Source organism: Levilactobacillus humaensis, assembly GCF_024345185.1.
Taxonomy (GTDB): domain Bacteria; phylum Bacillota; class Bacilli; order Lactobacillales; family Lactobacillaceae; genus Levilactobacillus; species Levilactobacillus humaensis.
Genome location: NZ_BROB01000029.1, coordinates 1 through 22,762, shown reverse-complemented (window position 1 = coordinate 22,762; position 22,762 = coordinate 1). Strand labels below are relative to the sequence as shown.

Genomic DNA, 22,762 nt, shown 5'->3' with positions numbered 1-22,762 from the left:
TTATGCGTAAGAAAACAGTTATTCTCGTGATTTTTGCAATTCTCGGGGGTGTCATGGGGGTGGCCTACCTGCCACGTCTCTGGCATCTTGTCGGCTTAACCAGTCCACTGGTAAATAATGCGTTAGCTAATATCTTAATCGGTGCAATTATATTCCTTATTTTAGGCTTACTATTTGCCGGACTGATTATGTCACTGATTAGCCGCCTCGAATCCTATCTGAACAAGCAGGATCCGATGGTGTTAATCTTTGGGAGCCTGGGGGCCATCATTGGTTTAGCCCTGGCTCTGTTGATTTCTCAGTTTCTGTTCCGAGTTCCTTCATTCTTCATTGGCACGTTGATTCCAGCGTTGCTCATGCTGCTCTTCGGCTATCTCGGTTTCCGAATCGGGATGCGTCTCAGTAAGATGCGGGGAGAAGAATGGCGGAACCTGTTCACGCCGCGGAGTAAGAAGGCGACGGAAGAGGAACCTGAGAAGGTGTTGGATAAGCCAACGGAACCTAATTTTCACCACTACAAGATTCTGGATACTAACATCTTAATCGATGGTCGGATCTATGATTTGGCGAAGACCGGCTTCCTGGAAGGCACGTTACTGGTGCCTAATTTCGTCCTCTACGAACTTCAATACATCGCGGATTCTAGCGATTCTATCAAACGGGTTCGGGGACGGCGCGGATTAGACATCCTCAACAAACTCCAAAACGAACACATCATGCCCATCGAAATGTATGAAGGGGACTATGAAGATATTCCCGAAGTCGATAGCAAGTTGATTCGGCTCGCTAAGGAAAATGGTGGGGTGATCGTCACTAACGATTACAACCTCAACAAGGTCATTCAATTCCAAAACGTGCAGGTCTTGAATATTAATTCATTGGCCAACGCGTTGAAACCACGGGTCATTCCAGGTGAAAACCTGCATGTGATGGTGGTGAAGAACGGGACGGAACGACAACAAGGGGTCGCTTACCTGGATGATGGGACGATGGTCGTCGTTGAAGACGGGCGTTACTTCATCAACAAGCAGTTGGATGTGGTCGTGACGAGTGCCATTCAAACCGATGCTGGGCGAATGATTTTCGCCAAGCCGGCTCACTCCAGCAAGAACATTGAAGAAGAAACTCATACCGAAAAGCCCAAGGCTGGCGGTAAGGGGACTTCGAAGAAGACGAAACGGTCACGTTAAATTGCGATGGCCGAGTCTTTTTAAGGGTGTTTACGAGGTCCACCCCTTTATTTTTCGGGGTGAGCATTGTACACTTAATACAATCTGTCATCAGCACTTGGTGGCAATAAGTCTAAATTGACGTAAAAATTAGAGAAAGAGGCGCAAACGTTTTGGCAAAGAATTCAATTCGGGTTCGGTACGCACCGAGTCCTACCGGTCATCTGCACATTGGTAATGCCCGGACAGCGATCTTCAACTACTTATTTGCCCGGCACAACAAGGGTAAGTTCATTATCAGAATCGAAGACACGGACACTAAACGCAATATCGCGGATGGTGAAAGAAGCCAACTTGACAACTTGAAGTGGTTAGGTTTGGACTGGGATGAAGGTCCCGATGTCGGAGGCGACTATGGTCCCTACCGTCAATCCGAACGCCGTGATATTTATGCGCCACTGATCCAACAGTTGTTGGATGAAGGCAAGGCTTACGAATCATACCGGACGGAAGACGAATTAACTGCCGACCGTGAGGCCCAAAAGGCTCGTAAGGAAATGCCACATTACGAATACGAATATGCCGGCATGGATGAAGCCGAAAAACAAGCCGCTATCGACGCCGCTAAGGCTAAGGGCTTGAAGCCAGTTATCCGTTTCCGCGTACCTAAGGATGAAATCTTCGAATGGGATGACATGGTTAAGGGCAACGTTTCCTTTAACTCTGACACCATTGGTGGAGACTTCGTCATTGCCAAGCGTGACGGGATGCCAACTTACAACTTTGCCGTTGTTGTTGACGACCACAAGATGGCCATCAGTCACGTTTTCCGTGGGGACGACCACGTTGCCAACACGCCAAAGCAATTGATGATCTACCAAGCCTTTGGTTGGGAAGCGCCTAAGTTCGGTCACATGAGCCTGATCATCAGTAAGGACACTGGGAAGAAGTTATCCAAGCGTGACGAATCTGTTCTGCAATTTATCGAACAGTACCGTGACCTGGGTTACCTGCCAGAAGCCATGTTCAACTTCATTCTGTTGTTGGGGTGGTCACCAGTTGGGGAAGATGAAATCTTCAACCGGAAGCAATTCATCAAGATGTACGATGAAACGCGTCTGAGCTCCTCACCTGCCACTTTTGACAGTGACAAGTTGGACTGGTTAAACAACCGTTACGTCAAGGATGCCGATGACAGCACCATCATGGACTTGGCCTTGAAACAACTGATCAAGGCGGGTAATGTGCCTGCTAACCCAGACACCAGTACCATCGAATGGTCTCGTCAACTGATCAACTTGTACAAGCGTCAGATGAGCTACATGGCCCAAATCAATGACATGGCCTCGGTCTTCTTCGAAGAACCCGACCAAGTTAGTGGTGAAGCCTTGGAAGAAATTAGTAACGAAACGGCCCCAGTTGTTTTGAAGGCCTTCGCCGCTGAAATCGAAAAGCTCGATCTGTTTGATTCCGTTGAAATCTTCCACGTGATCAAGCGGGTCCAGGCACAGACCGGAATCAAGGGTCGTCAACTCTGGATGCCTATTCGGATTGCCGTTACCCATGAAATGCACGGTCCAGAATTACCAGAATCAATCGAATTAGTTGGCCGTGAAACGGCCTTACAACACATTCACCAAACTTTAGCGCAACTCGAAGGCTAACGATTTGGTAAAGAAGCCGGATGAAGGGCCTATGGCCATCCATTCGGCTTCTTTGTTATCGGTTGAATATGCTACAATAGACCTATCTTACGCATGGTCTTGGTTTTGATGTTGCGATCTTTACGCCGAAGGCGGCTAGAAACGTACAGTTAAACCAGCGGTATGGTTGGATTATGACGATTTGGGGATAAGTCTCAGGATTGTTTATAAACGACCGATCTGGTTGGCAAGGTTGCCGGAGGTGGATAGGGTGGAGTCCCGTGTCGGTGGTGTTAGGTCGGTGCTTTTCCGGCCTTACAGCACGGGACGTCTTCAAGACCCACGCTTTTGGTGGGGCTTGGAGGCGAGTTCGAAGACCGTTCCTTGGCTTCGGACGTGCCCCACAGGACGGAATCCCTATCCACCGGAGGCCACCAAACCAGATGATCATGGCGTTTTAATTCAAGTTACCCGAAAGGAGCCTCGTGATGCTCAAAGTATTCAATACGATGACCCGCCAGAAAGAAACATTTGAACCCATCACTCCCGGAGTGGTGAACATGTACGTCTGTGGGCCAACCGTCTACAACTACATCCATATCGGTAACGCGCGGAGTGCGATTGCCTTTGATACCATCCGCCGTTACTTCGAATATCGCGGCTATCAAGTCAAGTACGTCTCAAACTTTACCGATGTCGATGACAAAATGATTAAACAGGCCAAAAAATTAGGAATTACGGTGCCTGAACTTGGCGACCGGTTTATTCAGGCGTTCAAGGAAGACACGGCTCAACTCAATATTGAACCTGCCACGGTTAATCCGCGGGCGACCGATCACATTCCCGAAATTATTGAATTCGTGGAGACCCTGATCGACAAGGGCTACGCCTATCCAGTTGATGGGGATGTTTATTACCGGGCACACAAGTTTGCCCACTATGGTGAACTGTCCCACCAGAACCTCGATGAACTTGAGGAAGGGGCTTCACAACACACGAATGACGAGGAAACTGCCCGTAAAGAAGATCCCGTCGACTTTGCCCTCTGGAAGGGTGCTAAGCCTGGCGAAATTTCCTGGCCATCCCCTTGGGGTGCTGGGCGTCCTGGTTGGCACATCGAATGTTCCGTGATGTCGACGCACTTCTTGGGCGACACGTTTGATATCCATGGTGGTGGTGAGGACTTGACATTCCCGCACCACGAAAATGAAATCGCTCAGAGTGAAGCCAAGACGGGCAAAACCTTTGTCCACTACTGGTTACACAATGGGTTCGTCACGGTTGGCGATGAAAACGAGAAGATGAGCAAGTCCCTGGGAAACTTTGTGACGGTGCACGATCTCTTGAAGACCGTTGATGCCCAAACGTTGCGGTTCTTTATGGCGACAACCCAATACCGGCGGCCGATCCAATACAGCCAACGGAACCTCGATACCGCTGCGCGGAACCTCGAACGCCTGCAAACGGCGTACAATAACATGGGTTACCGGCTAAAGGATGCCGAGGCCGGTAACGATCCGAAGGTAGAACAAGAGATTCGTCAGATTACGGCGGATTATATTGATGCCATGGACGACGACTTTAACGTTCAAAACGGGATTGCTGAGGTCCACGATTTGGCCCGCTTAGGGAACGTCTACGCCGAACGGCCTGTGGTCTTTGCTGGGACTCTCGAATTTATTCGCAAGACGCTCAGTGACCTCTTAGCTGTGTTTGGGGTGACCTTTGCGGAAGCAACTGAGTTAGACGATGACCATATTCAAGCGCTGATTGACGAACGGATTGCGGCTAGAAATGACCGGAACTTCGAACGTAGCGATGAGATTCGCGAACAACTCAAGAGCCAAGGGATCATTTTGGAAGACACGCCCCAAGGGACGCGCTGGAGAAAGGGAAATTAATGACAGAACAAGCTGAAAAAACGGATTTTCGACAAATAAATGGGGTGGCATTGGCCTACATGGGCGATGCTGCTTATGAAGTTCACATTCGCCAACACCTGATTGAGGCGGGAATTGCCAAGCCTAATCATTTGCAGAAGACGGCGACACACTACGTTTCCGCCAAGGCTCAAGCGGCCCTCATTGCATTGATGGAAGAGGACAAGATCCTCAGCGATGCGGAGTGGACTATGTTTAAGCGTGGGCGGAATGCGAAGAGCTACACCCATGCCAAGAATACGGACGTGGTGACCTATCGGATCTCGACCGGGTTTGAAGCCCTGATGGGGTATCTGGCCCTCAGTGGTCAGACAGACCGGGTCACCGAGCTGAGTAACTGGTGTATTGAACAAGTGGAAGCGGGGCGGACAAACAAATGAAACCAGAACAAAATGAATCCAAGGACACTGCAGCAGATTTCGTGATTGGCCGGCACCCGGCCGTTGCGGCACTGCGGAGTCAACAAACGATTAACAAAGTTTTCTTGCAGAGTGGGTTGAAGGCCGAAGCCATCGATGAGATTCGGCAATTGGCACACAAGCGTCACTTGGTGATTTCTGAAGTGCCTAAGCAGAAGCTGGATCAACTGACGGATCATGAGAACCACCAAGGGGTCGTCCTAGGTGTTGCTGCCTTTGAGTATGCGACGATCGACGATCTCTTTGCCAAGGCGGAAGCCGCCGGTGAACCCCCATTCTTCCTAATCTTGGATGGTGTGGAAGATCCCCATAACTTGGGATCAATCATGCGGACAGCCGATGCCAGTGGGGTTCACGGAATTATTATTCCTAAACGCCGGGCAGTGGGCTTAACCTCCGTGGTTGCTAAGACCTCAACCGGGGCCATCGAAACGGTTCCCGTTGCGCGAGTGACGAACCTGGTGAACACCGTCAAGGACTTGAAGGAACGCGGACTCTGGATCTTCGGGACTGACATGGCCGGCACCGACTATCGCGACTGGAACGCCAAGGGGGCCACGGGTCTGATCATTGGGAACGAAGGCAAGGGAATTTCACGCTTGCTGAAGGAAACGGTTGATGAAACCCTGACCATTCCAATGGTGGGCTCTGTCCAGAGCCTTAATGCCAGTGTGGCGGCCGGACTCCTGATGTATCAAGGGTTCAGTTCACGGCACCCCGTACAACACTAATCGTAGAAATGGGCGAGGGATATGAAAGAAGATATTTTAATTGTCGATGCCTATAACATGATCGGCAACTGGCCTGAGCTCAATCGGTTAAAGTTGAAAGACCGGTTACCGGAGGCCAGAGACCAGCTGCTGAGCATGTTGGCTAATTACCGTAAGTTGCGAGATGCGAAGATCACCGTGGTTTTTGATGCCATGTACGTGCCAGGAATCTCGAAGAGCTATCAGCAATTCGACCTGGAAGTGGTCTGGACGAATCGTGACGAGACGGCGGATAGTTATATCGAAAAGCTGGCTAAAGAGCGGCAGACCCGGTTTACCCAGGTTACCGTGGCTACCAGTGATCAGGCCGAACAGTGGACGATCTTCTCGGAAGGAGCCTTGCGGATTCCTGCGGGAGAACTCCTCCGAGATATTGAGCGGGCTAAAAATGAAGTCAAACAGACTGCCCGTGAGTTTGCGGACAAGGGACTGGTGCGCAAGTCACCTTGGAATGACCAGCAACTCTACAAGTTAGAGAAGTTGCGAGACCAGATGATGGCGAAGCCATCACGGACCAAGAAGCCAAAACAATAAATAAAACATGCGTTCGCTCGGCGAACGGTAAGCCTTCCTTTAGACTGAAGTTGCAGCTAAAGGGAGGCTTTTTGATTGGGACAAATGACTGATTGGGCACTCTTAATCTTGATTCGCCAGAGTGTGGATTCACCGGCATTGATGGTTCTATTTGACCGCTACCGACCGATTCTCTTACACCTACAGCAACAATACTTCATTCCGGGACACGACAGCGAGGACTGGGAGCAGGAGGCGTTATTGGTTTTTTGCCGGGCAACCCTGACCTTTTCGCCGCGCCGTTCACCAAATTTTGGGGCCTTCTATCGCTTGATCCTGAGTCACCGGGTCTTTGACCTGATTCGGCAAAGTCAGGCCCAAAAGCGGCAGGCGGTGGGTCCTGAGGTATCCTTGGAGGATCACCGTGAATATTTAGCCGATACCGTCCCGGACCATCGATTGGCCGTACGCGAACAACTCGAAATTAAAGACGCTCTCAGGGTATTCCCCGGGCGACTTTCACGTGTCGAGAAAGCTGTTTTTGCGGGCTTGATGCGCGGAGAGACCCCGGCTGAAATTGAGGCGCAAGAACAGATGAATCGCCAGCAAGTGACGGCCGCCGTCCATCGTTGTCAGGTAAAGCTACGAGAGTTATTGGCCGAATGATTGACGAGACCGGTATTTGATGGTAATCTAATGCAGTATGAGATTGAACATGATTTAATTAAAGGTGGTGGCAAGATGGCTCAGAAGAAGATTGCTTTGGCCTGCTCAGTTTGTGGGTCACGGAATTACACCATCACAGCAAGCGCAACCCGCACGGAACGACTTGAAGTTAAGAAGTTTTGTAAATATTGTGGGAAGTACACGTTACATCGTGAGACGCGTTAATTTAGACTAACAATTCCAACGAACACAGGACATTTTAGGAGGCAACAGCATGCGTTTATTCCGATTTTTCAAGTCAGTAGGGCAAGAAATGAAGCAGGTTTCTTGGCCAGGTGTTAAGCAAACACGGCACGACACGGGGACCGTTGTGGGGATTTCAGTTCTTTTCTCCATTTTCTTCGCTGTCGTTGACTGGGTCGTCCAGTACGGACTGAAGTTTCTCTCCTAGTGGAATTGTCAGTGGTCAAACACGGTTAAATATGCTATATTGGTAGGTAACAGGAACTTCGACTTGCGCGGAGTTTTTTTATTTTGCTCGAAAAAGTCAATTATTTAAAGGAGTTGCACCAAACATGGTTGAGTCAGCGGAAAAGCAATGGTACGTCTTGCATACGTACGCCGGATACGAAAACAAGGTTATGGCAAACTTGGAATCCCGGTCAGAATCAATGGGCATGCAGGATAACATCTTCCGGGTTGTTGTCCCAGAAGAAGAAGCCCACGAAGTCAAGAATGGTAAGGACAAGGTCTCCATGGAAAAGACCTTCCCTGGCTACGTCTTGTTGGAAATGGTCATGAGTGATCAGGCTTGGTACGTGGTTCGGAATACCCCTGGGGTTACCGGATTCTTGGGCTCTCACGGTCAAGGTAGTAAGCCAACGCCACTGTTACCAGATGAAGTCGAACGGATCTTGCGTCGTGTCGGGATGTCCGCACGTCACGCCGATCTGGATGTGGCGCCTGGTGACTCTGTCACGATTGTCGACGGTGCCTTCAGTGGCCTGGTCGGTAAGATTACCGAAGTTGACAATGAAAAGATGAAGCTCAAGGTGAACATCGACATGTTCGGTCGGGAAACCAGTACCGAATTAAACTTTGATCAAGTTGACCCTATCTTAGGGTAGACTGGTATCAAAGCCTGTCGATACCCGGTCGTAGTTAGGCGGCGGGGCCATCTCAGCGATAGTTTAAAATGAACTTGTTGTGGTTAATGAAGTGTGGTATGATTCTCTAGTATGCGTTAGAGCATACAGTCAACGTGGGAGGGGCAAACTAACAGCCCCACTTACCACACACGGACTCAAGGAGGTATTGTCTCGTGGCTAAAAAAGTAGCTAATGTCGTTAAATTACAGATTCCTGCGGGTAAAGCAACCCCAGCTCCCCCAGTTGGACCAGCTTTAGGTCAAGCAGGTATCAACATCATGGGCTTCACTAAGGAATTCAACGCTCGTACCGCTGACCAAGCTGGTATGATCATTCCTGTTGTGATCAGTGTCTATGAAGATCGTTCCTTTGATTTCATCACTAAGACTCCTCCAGCAGCAACGCTGTTGAAGAAGGCTGCCGGTGTTGAAAGTGGTTCCGGCGAACCTAACACGAAAAAGGTTGCAACTGTAACCAAGGATCAAGTTAAGCAAATCGCTGAAACTAAAATGCAAGATCTAAACGCAGCTGATGTTGAAGCAGCTATGCGCATGATTGAAGGTACTGCCCGGAGCATGGGCTTCACGGTCGAAGGTTAAGCTCAGTTTTCGGATAGTCGGACACTTCACGAAAATGAAATGTGTCAAGTGGGAGGTTTATCCGTTACAACCACATTTGCAAGGAGGAATACACAAAAATGGCTAACAAAAGAGGTAAAAAGTACCAAGACGCTGCCAAGCTGGTTGAAGCCGACAAGGTTTACAGCATGGACGACGCCGTGGCATTAGTAAAGAAGATGGACTTCGCTAAGTTTGATGCATCCGTAGAGGTTGCTTTCAAGCTTAACGTTGACACCAAGCAAGCGGACCAACAACTCCGTGGTGCCTTAGTATTACCTAACGGTACTGGTAAGGACACGACTGTTGTTGTATTTGCCAAGGGTGACCAAGCTAAGGCTGCAGAAGCTGCCGGTGCTGACGTCGTTGGTGAACAAGACTTAGTTGAACGTATCCAAGACGGCTGGTTAGACTTTGACGTTGCTATCGCAACGCCAGACATGATGGCCCAAGTTGGTCGTTTAGGCCGGGTCTTAGGACCTAAGGGCTTAATGCCTAACCCTAAGACGGGTACGGTTACGATGAACGTCGAAAAAGCCGTTTCCGATGCTAAGAATGGGCAAGTTACTTACCGGACTGACCGCGACGGTAACGTTGCCGTTCCATTTGGTAAGGTCTCATTCGATGCAGACAAGTTAGCTGGTAACCTGAAGGCTATCGCTGAATTGATTGTTCGTGCACGTCCTGCCGCTGTTCGTGGCACTTACGTACAACACGTCTCAATCTCTTCAACGTTCGGCCCTAGTGTTGACGTTGACTTGGCATCTATGATTGCCTAAGTTTTATTGAGAACAAAAAAATCCCTAGCAATGCATTGACAGGTTCTGCCAAGTATTGTATGCTATTGAAGTTGTATTTAATAGATCTACCTAAGACTCAGGTGGCCTAATGGTCTTAATTTCCTGCCGAGGCAGAAGTTTACTTAAACTTTTGACTCCTTATGTCTTGGTGGCATAGGGATTTTTTTATCCCACCAAACTATTTTTGGAGGTGAACAATGTGAGTGAACAAGCTATTGCTGTCAAAGCAAAAATCGTCGATGAGGTTGTTGAAAAATTCAACAACGCCACCAGCGCTGTAGTTGTTGATTACCGTGGTTTAACGGTTGAACAAGCTACTGAATTACGTAAGGAATTACGTGAAGCTGGCGTTCAAATGAACGTCATCAAGAACAAGATTTTGGTTCGGGCTGCTGAAAAAGCTGGTTACGGTGACTTAAATGACACCTTTGCCGGCCCAACTGCCGTTGCCTTCTCTAACGAGGATCCAATTGCCCCAGCTAAAGTTTTGAAGAAGTTTGCAGATAGTGTCGACGCTCTTTCTATTAAGGGTGGTTACATCGAAGGCAAGATTGCCTCAATCGATGAAATCAACGTTTACGCTACCTTACCTAGCCGTGAAGACCTGCTCTCCATGCTTGCTAGTGAACTTCAAGCACCTGTACGTAACGTGGCCTACGCAATTAAGGCTATCGTTGACAAGGGTGACGAAGGCGACGCAGCCTAAGTACCCAAGAAACACAAAACTAGAACCCAACTATTGGAGGAAAATAACATGGCTTTTGATAAAGATGCTATCATTGCTTCCCTTAAGGAAGCATCTATTACTGACCTTAGCGACTTAGTTAAGGCAATTGAAGACGAATTCGGCGTTTCTGCTGCTGCACCAGTTGCTGCAGCCGGTGCTGCTGGTGGCGATGCTGCCGCAGCCAAGGACTCATTCGACGTTGAATTAACTGAATCTGGTGACGCCAAGGTTAAGGCTATCAAGGCTGTCCGTGAAATCACTGGTTTAGGTTTGAAGGACGCTAAGGGCCTCGTTGACAACGTACCATCTGTCATCAAGGAAGGCGTTTCTGAAGACGAAGCTAACGACATCAAGGAAAAGCTTGAAGCCGTTGGTGGTGTGGTTACTCTTAAGTAGTCACCTTCACTTACTAAAATCGAAAACGCCATCCTTGGGTGGCGTTTTTTTGTACCTATTTTTCGGTCACGTGGTTTAATTTTTAAATGCCGAAATAAATTAGTCGTTAAGCTGGTTGCCTAACCGGGTGAGTGGGATTGACGGCAACCACCGAAGCGGGGGACACTGCAAGCTGAACGGTTTATTAAGAAACGGTGGTGTTTCCGTCAAAGACTAGTTTTTCCCGCAGCAGTCGCTTATTATAAATATAATACGGGCTTTTGGTGGCCAAGTTCTATCGCCAGGCGACGGGGAGTTGTCTGAATTAAGAGGTTGTGATGAACTTGCAGCCAGACCAAAGACCCAAGCAAGTCGACAGATTTAATCGGGGACAAATTAAACCTGATCGCTCAGCTAGCTGTGAGAGCTAGATCTGTGGGATTAGACCAAGATTGAGAAAGCACGGCATATAGGAGTGGGGGAAATAAGATTGGCAAGGTTTCATTTGAATCATAGGTGGCAGAACGTGATTCTGGCGTTCTGTCTAGCCTTTATTTTAGTTGTGGGTGTTTTTGGCTATTGGAAGATTACCCCTTTTGGTAATCGGAGCCTGATCTTTAGTGATATGGGGACGCAATACGTGCCAATGTTGACGGATTTTCAGCATGCCTTGCGCACGTTGGATTTCCGCATGTTCTCGTTTACGCATGTGATGGGAAGTAACCTAGCACCAACGTTAACTTACTATCTAATGAGTCCCTATAATCTTATCGTCCTGCTCTTTAGCTCAGAGAATGTGCCGATGGCAGTGACGATCATCATTATGGCAAAAATCGCTAGCATTGCGGCTACTATGACCTGGTATTTGCAGCGCCACTTTGCGACCACTGCCCGGATGAGTCTGCTCTTTGGGGTGGCCTTTGCCTTCTGTGGGTTCGTCGCGGTGAACTACTTTGATCTGATGTGGTTGGATGCGCTAATCGTCCTGCCACTGGTGGCCTTTGGCCTGGACCAACTCGTTCGTAAATTACGACCAGCCGCCTTTTTCTGGTGGTTATTGGCCAGCATGCTCGTTAACTATTACTTGGGTTATATGACCTGTATCTTCAGTGTTTGCTATTTTATCTATTTATTGGTTATCGACCGGCCCGAAGGTCTCAAGACCTGGTGGCAGCCGATCAAACGGTTTGTGGTCACGGCCATTCTCAGTGGGATCAGTGCCGCGCTTGTTCTGATTCCCACCGGACTCAGCATGCTACAAACGGCTAAGGGCGCGCCCTATGCGGCCAATTACAAGGTTGAGCCAACGTTTGGCCTGGAGGCCTTTGGCCAGTTCATGGTTGGGGGCACCAACAACAGCCAACGACTGGACCACGCCCCGACACTCTTTGTGTCCAGTGCGATCGTGCTGCTGGTTCTGGTTTTCTGGGTTCACCCAGCAATCTCCCGTCGTCACAAGTGGGCTGGGGCTGGGTTCCTGACAGTGCTGTTCCTCGGGCTGTGGATTCGCTTGTTTAATACCTTCTGGCACCTCATGCAGGCACCAGCGGGCTTCCCATTCCGAAACGTTTTCTTCTTTAGTTTTGTGATGGTTATCTTGGCTTTTGCCGCTTGGCAGGCCGAACCGCGAGAGATTGCGACTAAATTTAAGTGGTTGTTGCCAACGGGCTTAGCGCTACTAGCCATCGTGGGGTCACTCCTGATTCCCGTGATGTTGCGGCTGGTGACGGGTCATTCATCGCGGATGATGCACTACTATACCGATATTTCACGCGTTCATTGGACGAGTCTGATCTTGGGGATCATCTATCTCTTCATGACAGCAGCCGTCATCTTTGGTACGCGGCGTCTGTGGCGTCAATGGTTGTTGGGAGCCGTGGTGGCGACCGAAGTTGCGGGTAACTTTATCTTAGCGATGAGTACCAGTGAATTTGGCCATCATGATGTCTACACCCGTAACTACATGTTGGAAAAACAACAGATGGCGAGTGTTCAGGCACCTAAGGGACAACTCTATCGGGTAAATAACGAAAATAGCATCATTAAGCGGGCCTTTGAATCGTCTTACAAGAGCTATAACGATAGCCTGTTGTTTGACTTCTATGGGGTCTCTGGGTATAACTCGACCATTAATGATCGAACCCGGAAGACGATGCATCGTTTGGGCCTGGGGAGTGACAATCCTCGCCGGATCAGTAGTGGGGGTCTCACGCCAGTCACGGACATGCTATTTGGGGTGAAGACCTCTGTAGAATTGGCCACGATTGGGGCCACGACGACCAACAACTCCGGCTATGTGGGCATGGGTTTCGCCGTGCCGAAGAGCTTGACGCATACGAAATTAAAGTTCGATGCTTTCGGTAACCAGGAAAAAATCTTACAGGCGTTAAAACCTAGCAAGACGTCTTACTGGTCCTCGGCAACCAACAAGGTTGACCAGGTTGAACATTCACCATACTGGGCGGGGCAACCAACCGGGTATACCTACCAACACACAATGTACTTTACGGCTAAGACTGCGGGTCCCATGTATCTGTGGGCACCTAATGGGGCCATTAAGTATTCCACGATGTTGGTTGACCACATCCCAGTGGGTCCAGAGATCAACATGAACCAACACACCACGTTGATTAACCTGGGAACCTTTAAGGCTGGACAGCGGGTTCGGGTTCGTTTCAGTGCCTATGACCGGGGAGCCGATCTGGGCTTAGAGCTCAAGACGTTGCGGCAACCGAAGTTTAAACAGGTGGTCAAAACGGTGAAGAAGCACGCGCTGAACCTGCATATCACCGACAGTCATTGGCGGACCGAGTTGACGGGTAACGTCACCGGGACCGCTAAGAAACGTTGGCTGTATGTGAGTCTGCCCAACGACGGCGGCTGGCATGCCCAAGTCAATGGTCGACAGGTGACGCCTAAGCGGATGCTTCACGGCATGACGGCCTTGCCAATTAAGGCGGGGAACAATGATATTCGGTTGACCTACCGGGTTCCCGGTGGTCGAGCAGGTATCTTGCTCAGTGTCATCGGAATTGTCGCCTTTTCCGGCACCGCTATTCTCTGGCGTTGGCGCGACAAGCGAGCATCAATGAAAAATGGACATTTTAAAAAATAAATAGGACTAGTCGGTTGTTTTCGACTGGTGAGTGGCACTGCTGGGTGACTGGCAGTGCCACTTTTTTAGTTAGTATTCGGAGAGATGATAATTAGCGCCTATGTTAATTTCAGATGACGTTTCCCGATGACAGAAGGATTGTAGCAATAGTATAAAAGCTGGTACTAGATAAAGTTTTTCGACAACCTTTTGAAACTACCCACAATTGACCTCTACAACTTACCAGTTGACTACTTTTTTTCGATCTGGTCAAAATACTAAATAGTGATTCGGCTGACGTTCTTGGGAAAATTCCTAGAATGTCAGTTTTTACTAAAAAATATTGCTTGCTATAAAGCTTACTCCATAGTCTAGACTATATTCATGTTAGTGAAAGAAAAAACATGGAGGTTAATCAGATGACGATATTTGAAAATCTAAGAAACGGGCAGGTCTATGACACTCGGGAATCAACCTATCGAAAAGAGGTTCATGCCGAAATTGATCGGTCGGATGACATTCAGTTTCAGATTAATTCGATTAATCCGCGGCACAAAGAAAAACTGGTTGCTTTGGAGAATGAGTTACTGTATGGACAAATGGTGGATGGCACCTACTTCACGCCGCCGATGCACATTGATGCTGGCAGCCGAGTGTTCTTGGGCAAAGATGTCTATGCTAATCATGATTTGACGCTGATGTCGGTTGGAACTATCACGATTGAGGATGGTGTGATGATGGGGCCGGGTGTTGGGCTGTTTACGGTTAATCATCAGCCTAAGCATCTACACACGATTATGACAAAGGAAATTCACATCAAGAAAAATGCTTGGATTGGCGCACGCGTCAATATTTTACCGGGCGTAACCATTGGTGAAAATAGTATTATCGGGGCTGGCGCAGTGGTTAGCCACGACATTCCTGACAACAGTGTGGCCGTGGGTATTCCAGCAAAAGTCATTAAAACTTTGGAGTAGGTAAGCATCGTCAGTGACAGAATAAAAAAAGTGAAATTAAGTCTTGCTATGAAGTGAACTTCACGGTTTATGATAGGTTCTGTTGAAATAAATACACGAAAAGTGAGGCGGATAAAACATGAAAAAAGGTTTAGTAGCAGGCATCATTGCGGCAGTTCTAATTGTTTTTGGGGGCGGTTACTACGTTATGAATCAACGAACGACAAGTGCTTCAAATGCCAGCGATTTGAAGACGGATAAGAAGACAACTCAGACGAGTAAAAAAATGTTGATTCTTTACTATTCTAACTCAGGGACCACAAAGATCGCGGCTAAGAAAATTCAGAAGCAAACTGGGGCCGACATCGTTGAAATGAAGATGAATCCGGTCTATCCCAAAAATTACAACAAGTTAGGCGCCTTTGCCCAGCATCAGATTGACATCAAGGCTCGACCAAAAATCACCAATCTACCAAAATTAGCCAAGTACGATACGATTCTTTTGGGCTTCCCAACGTGGTTCCATCGACCACCGATGTTTATCAATACGTTCTTCGCCACGGCCAAGCTTAAAGGAAAAACGGTTGTGCCGTTTACCACGAGTGCTAGCAGTGAAATCAGTGAGAGCACGCCCTATTTGAAGAAGATGGCCAAAGGAACCGGCGTCAAATTACAGACCGGATTCCGTGCTAACGAGACAAGGACGATTACGAGTTACTTGAAGCAGCATAAACTGGTTTAATGGCGAATTGATTGCGAGAATAATCATTGTTGAAAGATTGATTAAGATAATCGGCATGAGACGTAATCCGTTGGCTAATGAGGAGTTAAGCGGTATCATTGAGCCGTTATAAGATTTATTCAATGAATAAATTAACGAAAGTGGCGGGTGTTTTGGCAAAAAATGAAGCAGCGGTTAAACACAATATCTTTGGCCTGGGCGAGTTAAATACGGGCTCATCCCCGTATTTTAGCGGAGCTAGTTATCTTAAGGGGTTAGTGCCTAGTGGGGATGATGTCGATGTCCACGTTGGCAGTGTCAGCTTTGAACCAGGTTCCCATAATAATTGGCATATTCACCATGATGGCTATCAGATTATTTTGGTTACGACTGGTGAGGGCTGGGCTCAAATTGCCGGACAACCAGCGCAGAGCTTAAAGCCCGGCGACGTTGTTGTTTTCCACGATGGCGAGAAGCATTGGCACGGCGCTAAGAAAAATTCCTGGTTTACCCACCTGGTAATTGGTAAGGGCACAACGGAATGGTTAGAGCCAGTCAATCAGAAAGATTATGACCAGTTAGACCAACAGGAGGAAAAGTAAAATGGCAGAAAAAGTGACAGCGGGCCGCGACAGAATGGGTGATTTTGCCCCCAAGTTTGCGGAACTAAATGATGATATTTTATTTGATCAGGTGTGGTCGCGGACGGATAAGTTATCTCTCCACAATCGGAGCATGGTGACCATTGCAGCCCTCATGTCTGGTGGGAATTTCCCGCAATTAAAGTCTCACTTGGTACTGGCTAAACGGAATGGGGTTACGCAGACTGAAGTGACTGAAATTTTCACCCAGTTGGCGTTTTACTGTGGCTGGCCGAAAGCATGGTCAGCGCTAAACTTGGCAAAAGAGATTTATGGTGAAACTGACTAAAGGCCAGTTAGAATTAAAGTAAGAATAGGAGGTGAGCAGATGAACAGTAAGGAGGCCGCAAAAATCATGAATCTACCAGTAGACACGCTCCGTTACTATGAACGAATCGGTGTGATGCCGCCAGTAGAGCGTAATGAGAATGGGTACCGCAACTATCGTAACGTGGACCTAAACTGGATTTTTATTATCAAAAGGTTGCGTGAGGCAGGGCTATCAATTGAAGCCTTGTTAGAATTCGCAACACTGACAGAAAAATCGGGTGATATGGTGGCAGCTAAGAAGGATATTTTAACCGAACAGTTAGGTGAGCTGGATGAGAAGATGGCTGACTTAGAGCGGACCCGCAACTTGCTGAAGTACAAGCTGGATACCTTTGATCATCACTTGGGTAAGTTTGGCGTAGACGGCGCTGGGACTGAGTCAGCGGATAAACTGTGGGAAGACCCTCGGTTTAACCGAAAAGCGCGTACCAACGAAAATAAATAAAATTAATTTACCAAAAGCACTTGCTGTGGAGTTCACTTCATGGTTTATAGTAGCTTTATTGAGTGAGGCAGATGAAATTAGCTGAGGCTCAAGCAAAAGGCAAGCGTCTTAAATTGGTCAGGAGGAAATGCAATGTCAAAAAAGGTTATTGTCATCACCGGAGCTTCAAGTGGAATTGGTGAAGCTACCGCTAAGTTATTAGCTAGTCAAGGAAATCAATTGGTCTTAGGTGCGCGTCGTGCCGACAAGCTTCAAAAAATTGTCAAAGATATCGAAACGGCTGGCGGTGAAGCGACGTATGCTGTGACCGATGTTGCCAAGCTAGATGACGTCAAAGCTCTAGCTGCCAAAGCCATCAGTAGCTATGGCCGGTTGGATGTTTGGATGAACAATGCCGGCTTGATGCCCCAATCCCAATTTATCCAAGGTAAGGTTGACGATTGGAATCGCATGATCGACGTGAACTTGCGGGGGGTCTTAAATGGTATCAATGCGGCCCTACCAACCATGCGGGAACAAAAGGCTGGTCAATTCATCAACATTTCCTCTATTGCGGGGCACTCAGCACACTCTGGTAGTGGGGTTTATAGTGCCACTAAGGCTGGAGTCTTGATGATTAGTGAAGCCTTACGTGCGGAAGAAGCCGCTGCCGAAAGCAATGTGCGGGTCACGGTCGTTTCCCCAGGTGCAATCGCTACGGAACTGGTGAACTCCATTACTGATGAAGCTACTAAATCTGGGACCGAAGAATTCTACAATGCCTTTGCGATTGCTCCTGAACGGGTAGCGAAAACGATTGCCTTTGCGATTAACCAAGAAGCCGATACAGAGATCAATGAATTTGTTATTCGTCCATCAAGACAGGTTATGTAAATTAAAAATTAAAACTCATTTTAAAGGAGAGACTCACTATGTCAGAAAATAAATTTGGATTAGTTTATGCTGGTGCTCTTGAAGAAAACGTTCCTGGTGGCGTTGAATTACGGCCAATCTCGTTTAACAACTTTGATGGTGTTAAGATTGCGGCGAACTTATACTTGCCAAGTAATTTTGATGCTAGTCAATCATTACCAGCCATTGTTGTTGCTCATCCCAATGGTGGGGTTAAAGAACAAGTTTCCGGGTTGTTCGCCCAGCGTTTAGCTGAAAAGGGCTTTGTGACCTTGGCATTTGACGCTGCTTATCAAGGCGCCAGTGCAGGTGAACCTCGCCAAACGGATAGACCATCTAACCGTGTCGAAGATATTCGCGCTAGCATCGATTACTTAGAAACCTTTAAGGGTGTTGATACTAATCGTATTGGTGCTTTAGGAATCTGTGGTGGAGGAGGTTACACCGTCCAAGTATCCAAGACGGATAAGCGGATCAAAGCTGTTGGGACGATTAGCATGTTCAACAGTGGTCGGGTTCGGCGGAATGGTTTTGGCGATAGTCAATTAGCCACGATTCCAGACCGGATGGCCCAAGCTGCGGCTGCCCGTGAGAAGTATGCCAAGACTGGTGAAGTTGATTACATTGGAGACTTGTTGACACACCGGACGGAATTTACGAAGGAACAATTGGAACAGATTCCAGCCGGCTTATACCGTGATGGGGTTGAATACTATGGCGATACGCATTTTCACCCAAACTCTCAGAGTCGCTACACGGCAATGAGTCTGATGGACTTGATGGCCTTCGATGCTGAAAATAATGTTGACTTGATTGATCAGCCTTTACTGATGATGGTCGGGGATGTCTCGGATACCCGTTACATGACGGAGGCTGTCTTCAATAAAGCCACTGGAACTGACGATAAGAAGTTGATTTTGATCAAGGGCGCTAGTCACATCGAAACTTATTGGGTGCCAAAATACGTGGACCAAGAAGTTACAGCAATGAATGATTTCTTTAGTGCTAAGCTCTAAGACGGTGTAGGTTGAGTGTCTAACTGATTGGGGTTAGGCACTTTTCTTATGGCAATCAAGATTAAATGAGGAGGACATCTCATGGCTCATTCCGACAAGGAAACAAGTGTGACCAGTAATAGTGCAAGTCACGCACTGATTCTGTACTACTCTAATTCAGGCAATACTAAACGGGCGGCGGAGGCCATTCAGGCACAGACTGGGGCGGATATGCAGGCGTTGACCTTCTCGCCAGCTTACCCGAAGACCTATCTGCGTTTGGGGATGGTGACCCAACGCCAGTTGAAGAAAAATAGTCGACCAAAAATCACCAATGATTTAGATTTGAAGCTGTATCAGATAATCTATCTGGGGTTCCCAACCTGGTTCCATCGGCCGCCGATGTTTGTGAATACATTCTTTGAGACGGCCGACATTCAGGGGAAAGTCATTGTGCCATTTACAACGAGTGCTAGCAGTCAGATCTCAGAGAGTACACCGTTTCTGAAGGATATGTCCAAGACGACTGGGGCGGATGTCCAGACTGGTTTTGCTGCCAATGACCTGCGTGAAATTACCAGTTATTTGAAAAAGCATGAGTTGATTAAATAAAAATGGTGAGTATCCCTTAGCGCGGATGCTCACCATTTTTGTTGGAGACGTGAAGTATTCCGGGCAGTCATTGATTGGTGAAGTAGGTAGGCGTCTGTAGTATAGTTAGAGTCATGAAAAATAACTAAACGATGAAGTGAGTGATAAGCTTGAATAAAGAGCGATTGGCTGCCTTTACGGACGCTGTGTTAGCAATTATTATGACGATTTTGGTCTTGGAATTGGAGAAGCCTAAGATTGTGAGTGTACAAGGACTGTGGGCGCTGCGTGAAAACTTTGTGGCGTACACGATTTCCTTTTTCTGGATTGGGCTAATGTGGGCTACTCAGCACAGCCATTGGCAACGGGTAAATAAAATCAGTGAGAGTACGGTTTATGCATCCCTACTGATGCTATTCCTGTCCTCGTTCTTTCCATATACGACCAGCTTAGTGGCCCAAAACTTTAACAATTCAACTGCGCAGGCGCTTTATGGGATTGTCATTCTGGGTGTAACTTTTAGTAACATTTTAATATCCAAAACTTTACAGAAAGTGAATCCTAAGACGCACTTTGGCTGGCTATACAATCTGGATAACCGGTCCGTCTTCCTCGATCTACTAGTGAAGTTTGTGGGACTGCTTCTGTCAATCACGGTTTTCCCACCCGCAATGGTCTGGGCCATCTTTCTGGGAATGCTGGTTGTGGGGATTGATGGTGTTCGGGAATTGCGGACTCGCTAATAAAAAAGATTATCTACTGGGTCATGTAGATTAGTCGCTACTTGAGTCATTGTGAACGTTGGTTGGATACTTGGATTCAATCATGACTATCGCGGGATGTATTGGCAAGTGCAGAGGTAAGGGCAAGAAACCAAAGAAAATAGGCAGCCCATTTTTGGATAAAAAACTAGACGGGATACTTACAAATCAGGAAATATGGAATTTCCTTGTAGGTACCTAGAGAAAAGAAGCTGTGTTCCTGGATACTGAAAAAGATATGTTGCGGATTTGTGGCTATTGATATCAACTGTAAAATTGTGCGTTATCGACTTATTGATAGGGAGTGAGCAAATGGCCGGGACAGTTTTGGTTGTAGAAGATGATGAGGCATTATTGAGTTCGCTAACGACGGAACTTCAATTTGAAGATTATACCGTGGTGAATGCAACGGATGGTAAAACGGCACTGACGACTTATGAAAACAATCGAGGTCAGCTTGATTTGATTCTCTTAGATTGGATGTTACCGGAACTAGATGGTCTGGGCGTCCTTCGCCGGATTCGGCGGCACGATGATTTGCCAGTCATCATGATGACCGCTCGAGATTATGTGGGAGACAAGGTGGCCGGTTTAGATACGGGGGCAGATGATTACATCACCAAGCCTTTTGATATTGAGGAGCTACTAGCCAGAATCCGAGTGATTTTACGTCACCAACAGCATCAGACGGTCACGGAAAGCAAACTGCACGTTGGGGATGTTTCTCTGGATACACGATCACGTCAAGTTCTGCGGCAAGGTCGCTTGATTCAACTGACTCAGCGGGAGTATGAGCTCTTACTCTGCCTGATGAAGAATGCCGGTCAGACCTTAACTCGAGACGAGTTACTCGACGCGGTGTGGGGTGCTGATTTTGAGGGGCAACCGAATATCGTGGATGTTTATGTGCGTTATTTGCGGCGAAAACTCAATGCCGGGCAGGCTTCCGAACTGATCCACACGGTTCGTGGGGTCGGTTACGTTTTATCTGATGAATACGAGGGGTGAGGTCATGGCAGCAAAACAGAAGACGATGACTACCGCCCGACAGATTCGGCGACGGGTCAATTGGCTACTAGTGTTGACAGCCCTAATCATGGGACTTGCGGTGGTGGGAACCGTGGGGTACCAGCTGGTCAAGCAGAGCGAACAATCCTCGGTCACCCTCATCAAGAGCCTGAAACGTTCCGTGATTGATGATCGACCTGATTGGACCTATTGGCGGCGGTATAGTTCAATCAACACTGAGAATACGTATGTCCGCGTCTACAACGTTCATGACCGACATCCTAAGAAATATTATTCCCCTAATACTGCAAACTTTTTGAGTACGAAGCATTATAAGCTACCACTGTTTTCGGCGGTAGCTTATACCCCCAATTATGGGTTTACTTACTACCGTGAAGGCGCCCAACATGGAAATCGTCTGCAAATTTGGTTGAATTTAACGCCAATTACGGTGCTCTTAATCTCAGTGATCCTGGTGGTCTTACTCGTGATGGTTTTGGTCATTTTCGTTGGTGGGGCTTACGTCCGGTTGATGGCCCGGCAAATCACACGACCACTGGCAGAGTTAAACAGTGCCACTCAGGAGCAGGCTCAGGCGCAAAGTGTCCGGGCTAATTTACCTGTGCCGGATCAACCGGTGGAGGTTCACGAACTGGCCAACAACTTTAATCAGTTGTTACAAGCATTAAATCAGCATGCCGAGCAGGAACGGGAATTCACTTCAAACGCTGCCCATGAACTGCGGACACCGATCGCGGCGATTCGTAGTCACGTCCAGTTGGTCGAACGGCGGGGAGCAGAACACCCTGAGATAATCCCTAAGTCGATACACTTCATTGATGAGGAATCACAGCGGATGCAGCGATTGGTGAACGGACTCTTAACCTTGTCACGAGCGGACCGGGGGGTCTTAAAGTTGGAGGCCGTCGACCTGTTTCCATTGATTAATGAAACGATTGAAGAGGAGCGGGCAGTGCTCAAACAGCCAATTCGATTAGAAGGCGTGCAGTCACTCGTTGTTAATGGGAATGCGGAGAGTATCCAACAGGTTCTATCTGCCTTGATTGATAATGCGGGAAAGTATTCACCTAGCGAGCAACCGATTATAATTCGGTTGGACCAGACGGCAACGACCAGTAGCATCACTATCCAAGATCTCGGGAATGGAATTCCAGATGATCAAAAGTCACGGATATTCGATCGTTTCTATCGGGTTGACTCCTCGCGAAATCGTAAGATCGGTGGGACTGGTTTGGGACTCGCAATTGTGGCCCAGTTGGTTCATTTAAATCATGGAGAAATCCGAGTGATTGATAATACCCCAAGGGGAAGCCAATTCATCCTCTCCTTCTCAGAAAAGTAGGGGATTCTGAGAAATTTTCAGATTAATTTCTTTTTAGTCACGTATCAGTAAATGAGGCGTTTAACTATTATGTAGATAATAGTTAAACGCCTTTTTGTGGCTGACGAATTTACAATCGAAGTGCAACACTAATTGAATAAAAAGACCCATAGCGGGTACAATTACTTAACGACCAAGAA

26 protein-coding genes and 1 other annotated feature are annotated in these 22,762 nt (G+C 47.7%); all 26 genes read left to right on the top strand.

The genetic code is table 11. The annotated features are described in order from the left end of the window. Positions 1 to 2 precede the first annotated feature (2 nt). The 26 genes from OCU14_RS09220 (at position 3) to OCU14_RS09095 (ending at position 22,583) form a co-directional block, all read left to right on the top strand. A complete protein-coding gene (locus OCU14_RS09220; RefSeq protein WP_261810782.1) occupies positions 3 to 1,190 on the top strand; it encodes a PIN/TRAM domain-containing protein in 1,188 nt (395 codons plus the stop codon). A 152-nt stretch (positions 1,191 to 1,342) separates the two neighbouring features. After that, complete coding sequence (gltX, locus tag OCU14_RS09215) at positions 1,343 to 2,833, top strand: glutamate--tRNA ligase (protein ID WP_261810781.1); 1,491 nt, start codon at positions 1,343 to 1,345, stop codon at positions 2,831 to 2,833. Positions 2,834 to 3,300: 467 nt separating this feature from the next. Next, a complete protein-coding gene (gene cysS / locus OCU14_RS09210; protein ID WP_261810780.1) occupies positions 3,301 to 4,713 on the top strand; it encodes a cysteine--tRNA ligase in 1,413 nt (470 codons plus the stop codon). Further along, positions 4,713 to 5,132 (top strand): Mini-ribonuclease 3, encoded by a 420-nt coding sequence (locus OCU14_RS09205; RefSeq protein ID WP_261810779.1) that lies wholly within the window; start codon positions 4,713 to 4,715, stop codon positions 5,130 to 5,132. Before cysS ends, OCU14_RS09205 begins: the two co-directional genes overlap by 1 nt. Continuing rightward, positions 5,129 to 5,902 carry a 23S rRNA (guanosine(2251)-2'-O)-methyltransferase RlmB gene (rlmB, locus tag OCU14_RS09200; RefSeq protein WP_057878097.1) on the top strand — a complete coding sequence of 258 codons (774 nt, stop codon included), beginning with the start codon at positions 5,129 to 5,131 and terminating at the stop codon, positions 5,900 to 5,902. Before OCU14_RS09205 ends, rlmB begins: the two co-directional genes overlap by 4 nt. A 21-nt stretch (positions 5,903 to 5,923) precedes the next feature. Beyond that, complete coding sequence (locus tag OCU14_RS09195) at positions 5,924 to 6,475, top strand: NYN domain-containing protein (RefSeq protein ID WP_261810778.1); 552 nt, start codon at positions 5,924 to 5,926, stop codon at positions 6,473 to 6,475. Positions 6,476 to 6,559: 84 nt separating this feature from the next. Next, the gene (locus tag OCU14_RS09190) at positions 6,560 to 7,120 is read left to right on the top strand and encodes a sigma-70 family RNA polymerase sigma factor (RefSeq protein WP_261810789.1); all 561 of its coding nucleotides are present in this window, start codon (positions 6,560 to 6,562) and stop codon (positions 7,118 to 7,120) included. A gap of 75 nt (positions 7,121 to 7,195) precedes the next feature. Next, positions 7,196 to 7,345: a 50S ribosomal protein L33 gene (rpmG, locus tag OCU14_RS09185; RefSeq protein WP_083488483.1), complete on the top strand. Its 150-nt coding sequence runs from the start codon at positions 7,196 to 7,198 to the stop codon at positions 7,343 to 7,345. Between the two features lie 49 nt (positions 7,346 to 7,394). Then, a complete protein-coding gene (secE, locus tag OCU14_RS09180) occupies positions 7,395 to 7,571 on the top strand; it encodes a preprotein translocase subunit SecE (protein ID WP_261810777.1) in 177 nt (58 codons plus the stop codon). A 124-nt stretch (positions 7,572 to 7,695) separates the two neighbouring features. After that, positions 7,696 to 8,247, top strand: coding sequence for a transcription termination/antitermination protein NusG (gene nusG / locus OCU14_RS09175; protein ID WP_057877848.1), 552 nt, complete (start codon positions 7,696 to 7,698; stop codon positions 8,245 to 8,247). Positions 8,248 to 8,441: 194 nt separating this feature from the next. Continuing rightward, positions 8,442 to 8,867, top strand: a complete 426-nt coding sequence (gene rplK, locus OCU14_RS09170) for a 50S ribosomal protein L11 (protein WP_020088139.1) — start codon at positions 8,442 to 8,444, stop codon at positions 8,865 to 8,867. A gap of 98 nt (positions 8,868 to 8,965) precedes the next feature. Then, entirely contained in the window at positions 8,966 to 9,664 is a 699-nt protein-coding gene (gene rplA / locus OCU14_RS09165; RefSeq protein WP_057877847.1) for a 50S ribosomal protein L1, read from the top strand. 71 nt (positions 9,665 to 9,735) lie between these two features. Then, positions 9,736 to 9,860, top strand: a sequence feature (ribosomal protein L10 leader region). Positions 9,861 to 9,884: 24 nt separating this feature from the next. Then, on the top strand, positions 9,885 to 10,391 hold the full coding sequence (gene rplJ / locus OCU14_RS09160; RefSeq protein WP_261810776.1) for a 50S ribosomal protein L10: 507 nt from the start codon (positions 9,885 to 9,887) through the stop codon (positions 10,389 to 10,391). Positions 10,392 to 10,439: 48 nt separating this feature from the next. Further along, positions 10,440 to 10,808 carry a 50S ribosomal protein L7/L12 gene (gene rplL, locus OCU14_RS09155; protein ID WP_057877845.1) on the top strand — a complete coding sequence of 123 codons (369 nt, stop codon included), beginning with the start codon at positions 10,440 to 10,442 and terminating at the stop codon, positions 10,806 to 10,808. A 469-nt stretch (positions 10,809 to 11,277) separates the two neighbouring features. Then, positions 11,278 to 13,902: a YfhO family protein gene (locus OCU14_RS09150; protein ID WP_261810775.1), complete on the top strand. Its 2,625-nt coding sequence runs from the start codon at positions 11,278 to 11,280 to the stop codon at positions 13,900 to 13,902. Between the two features lie 398 nt (positions 13,903 to 14,300). Beyond that, entirely contained in the window at positions 14,301 to 14,858 is a 558-nt protein-coding gene (locus OCU14_RS09145) for a DapH/DapD/GlmU-related protein (RefSeq protein ID WP_261810774.1), read from the top strand. A gap of 118 nt (positions 14,859 to 14,976) precedes the next feature. Next, positions 14,977 to 15,579 (top strand): flavodoxin, encoded by a 603-nt coding sequence (locus tag OCU14_RS09140; protein WP_261810773.1) that lies wholly within the window; start codon positions 14,977 to 14,979, stop codon positions 15,577 to 15,579. Positions 15,580 to 15,701: 122 nt separating this feature from the next. Then, positions 15,702 to 16,160, top strand: coding sequence for a cupin domain-containing protein (locus OCU14_RS09135; RefSeq protein ID WP_373875084.1), 459 nt, complete (start codon positions 15,702 to 15,704; stop codon positions 16,158 to 16,160). A 1-nt stretch (position 16,161) separates the two neighbouring features. After that, the gene (locus OCU14_RS09130; protein WP_261810771.1) at positions 16,162 to 16,488 is read left to right on the top strand and encodes a carboxymuconolactone decarboxylase family protein; all 327 of its coding nucleotides are present in this window, start codon (positions 16,162 to 16,164) and stop codon (positions 16,486 to 16,488) included. A gap of 39 nt (positions 16,489 to 16,527) precedes the next feature. Next, positions 16,528 to 16,974 (top strand): MerR family transcriptional regulator, encoded by a 447-nt coding sequence (locus tag OCU14_RS09125; RefSeq protein WP_261810770.1) that lies wholly within the window; start codon positions 16,528 to 16,530, stop codon positions 16,972 to 16,974. Between the two features lie 132 nt (positions 16,975 to 17,106). Next, on the top strand, positions 17,107 to 17,847 hold the full coding sequence (locus OCU14_RS09120; protein WP_261810769.1) for an SDR family oxidoreductase: 741 nt from the start codon (positions 17,107 to 17,109) through the stop codon (positions 17,845 to 17,847). A 38-nt stretch (positions 17,848 to 17,885) separates the two neighbouring features. Then, positions 17,886 to 18,881: an alpha/beta hydrolase gene (locus OCU14_RS09115; protein ID WP_261810768.1), complete on the top strand. Its 996-nt coding sequence runs from the start codon at positions 17,886 to 17,888 to the stop codon at positions 18,879 to 18,881. An 81-nt stretch (positions 18,882 to 18,962) separates the two neighbouring features. Continuing rightward, positions 18,963 to 19,472, top strand: coding sequence for a flavodoxin (locus tag OCU14_RS09110; RefSeq protein WP_261810767.1), 510 nt, complete (start codon positions 18,963 to 18,965; stop codon positions 19,470 to 19,472). Positions 19,473 to 19,612: 140 nt separating this feature from the next. Further along, positions 19,613 to 20,194: a TMEM175 family protein gene (locus tag OCU14_RS09105; protein WP_309296931.1), complete on the top strand. Its 582-nt coding sequence runs from the start codon at positions 19,613 to 19,615 to the stop codon at positions 20,192 to 20,194. Between the two features lie 330 nt (positions 20,195 to 20,524). Further along, a complete protein-coding gene (locus OCU14_RS09100) occupies positions 20,525 to 21,220 on the top strand; it encodes a response regulator transcription factor (protein WP_261810765.1) in 696 nt (231 codons plus the stop codon). 4 nt (positions 21,221 to 21,224) lie between these two features. After that, positions 21,225 to 22,583: a sensor histidine kinase gene (locus tag OCU14_RS09095; protein ID WP_261810764.1), complete on the top strand. Its 1,359-nt coding sequence runs from the start codon at positions 21,225 to 21,227 to the stop codon at positions 22,581 to 22,583. Positions 22,584 to 22,762: the final 179 nt, after the last annotated feature.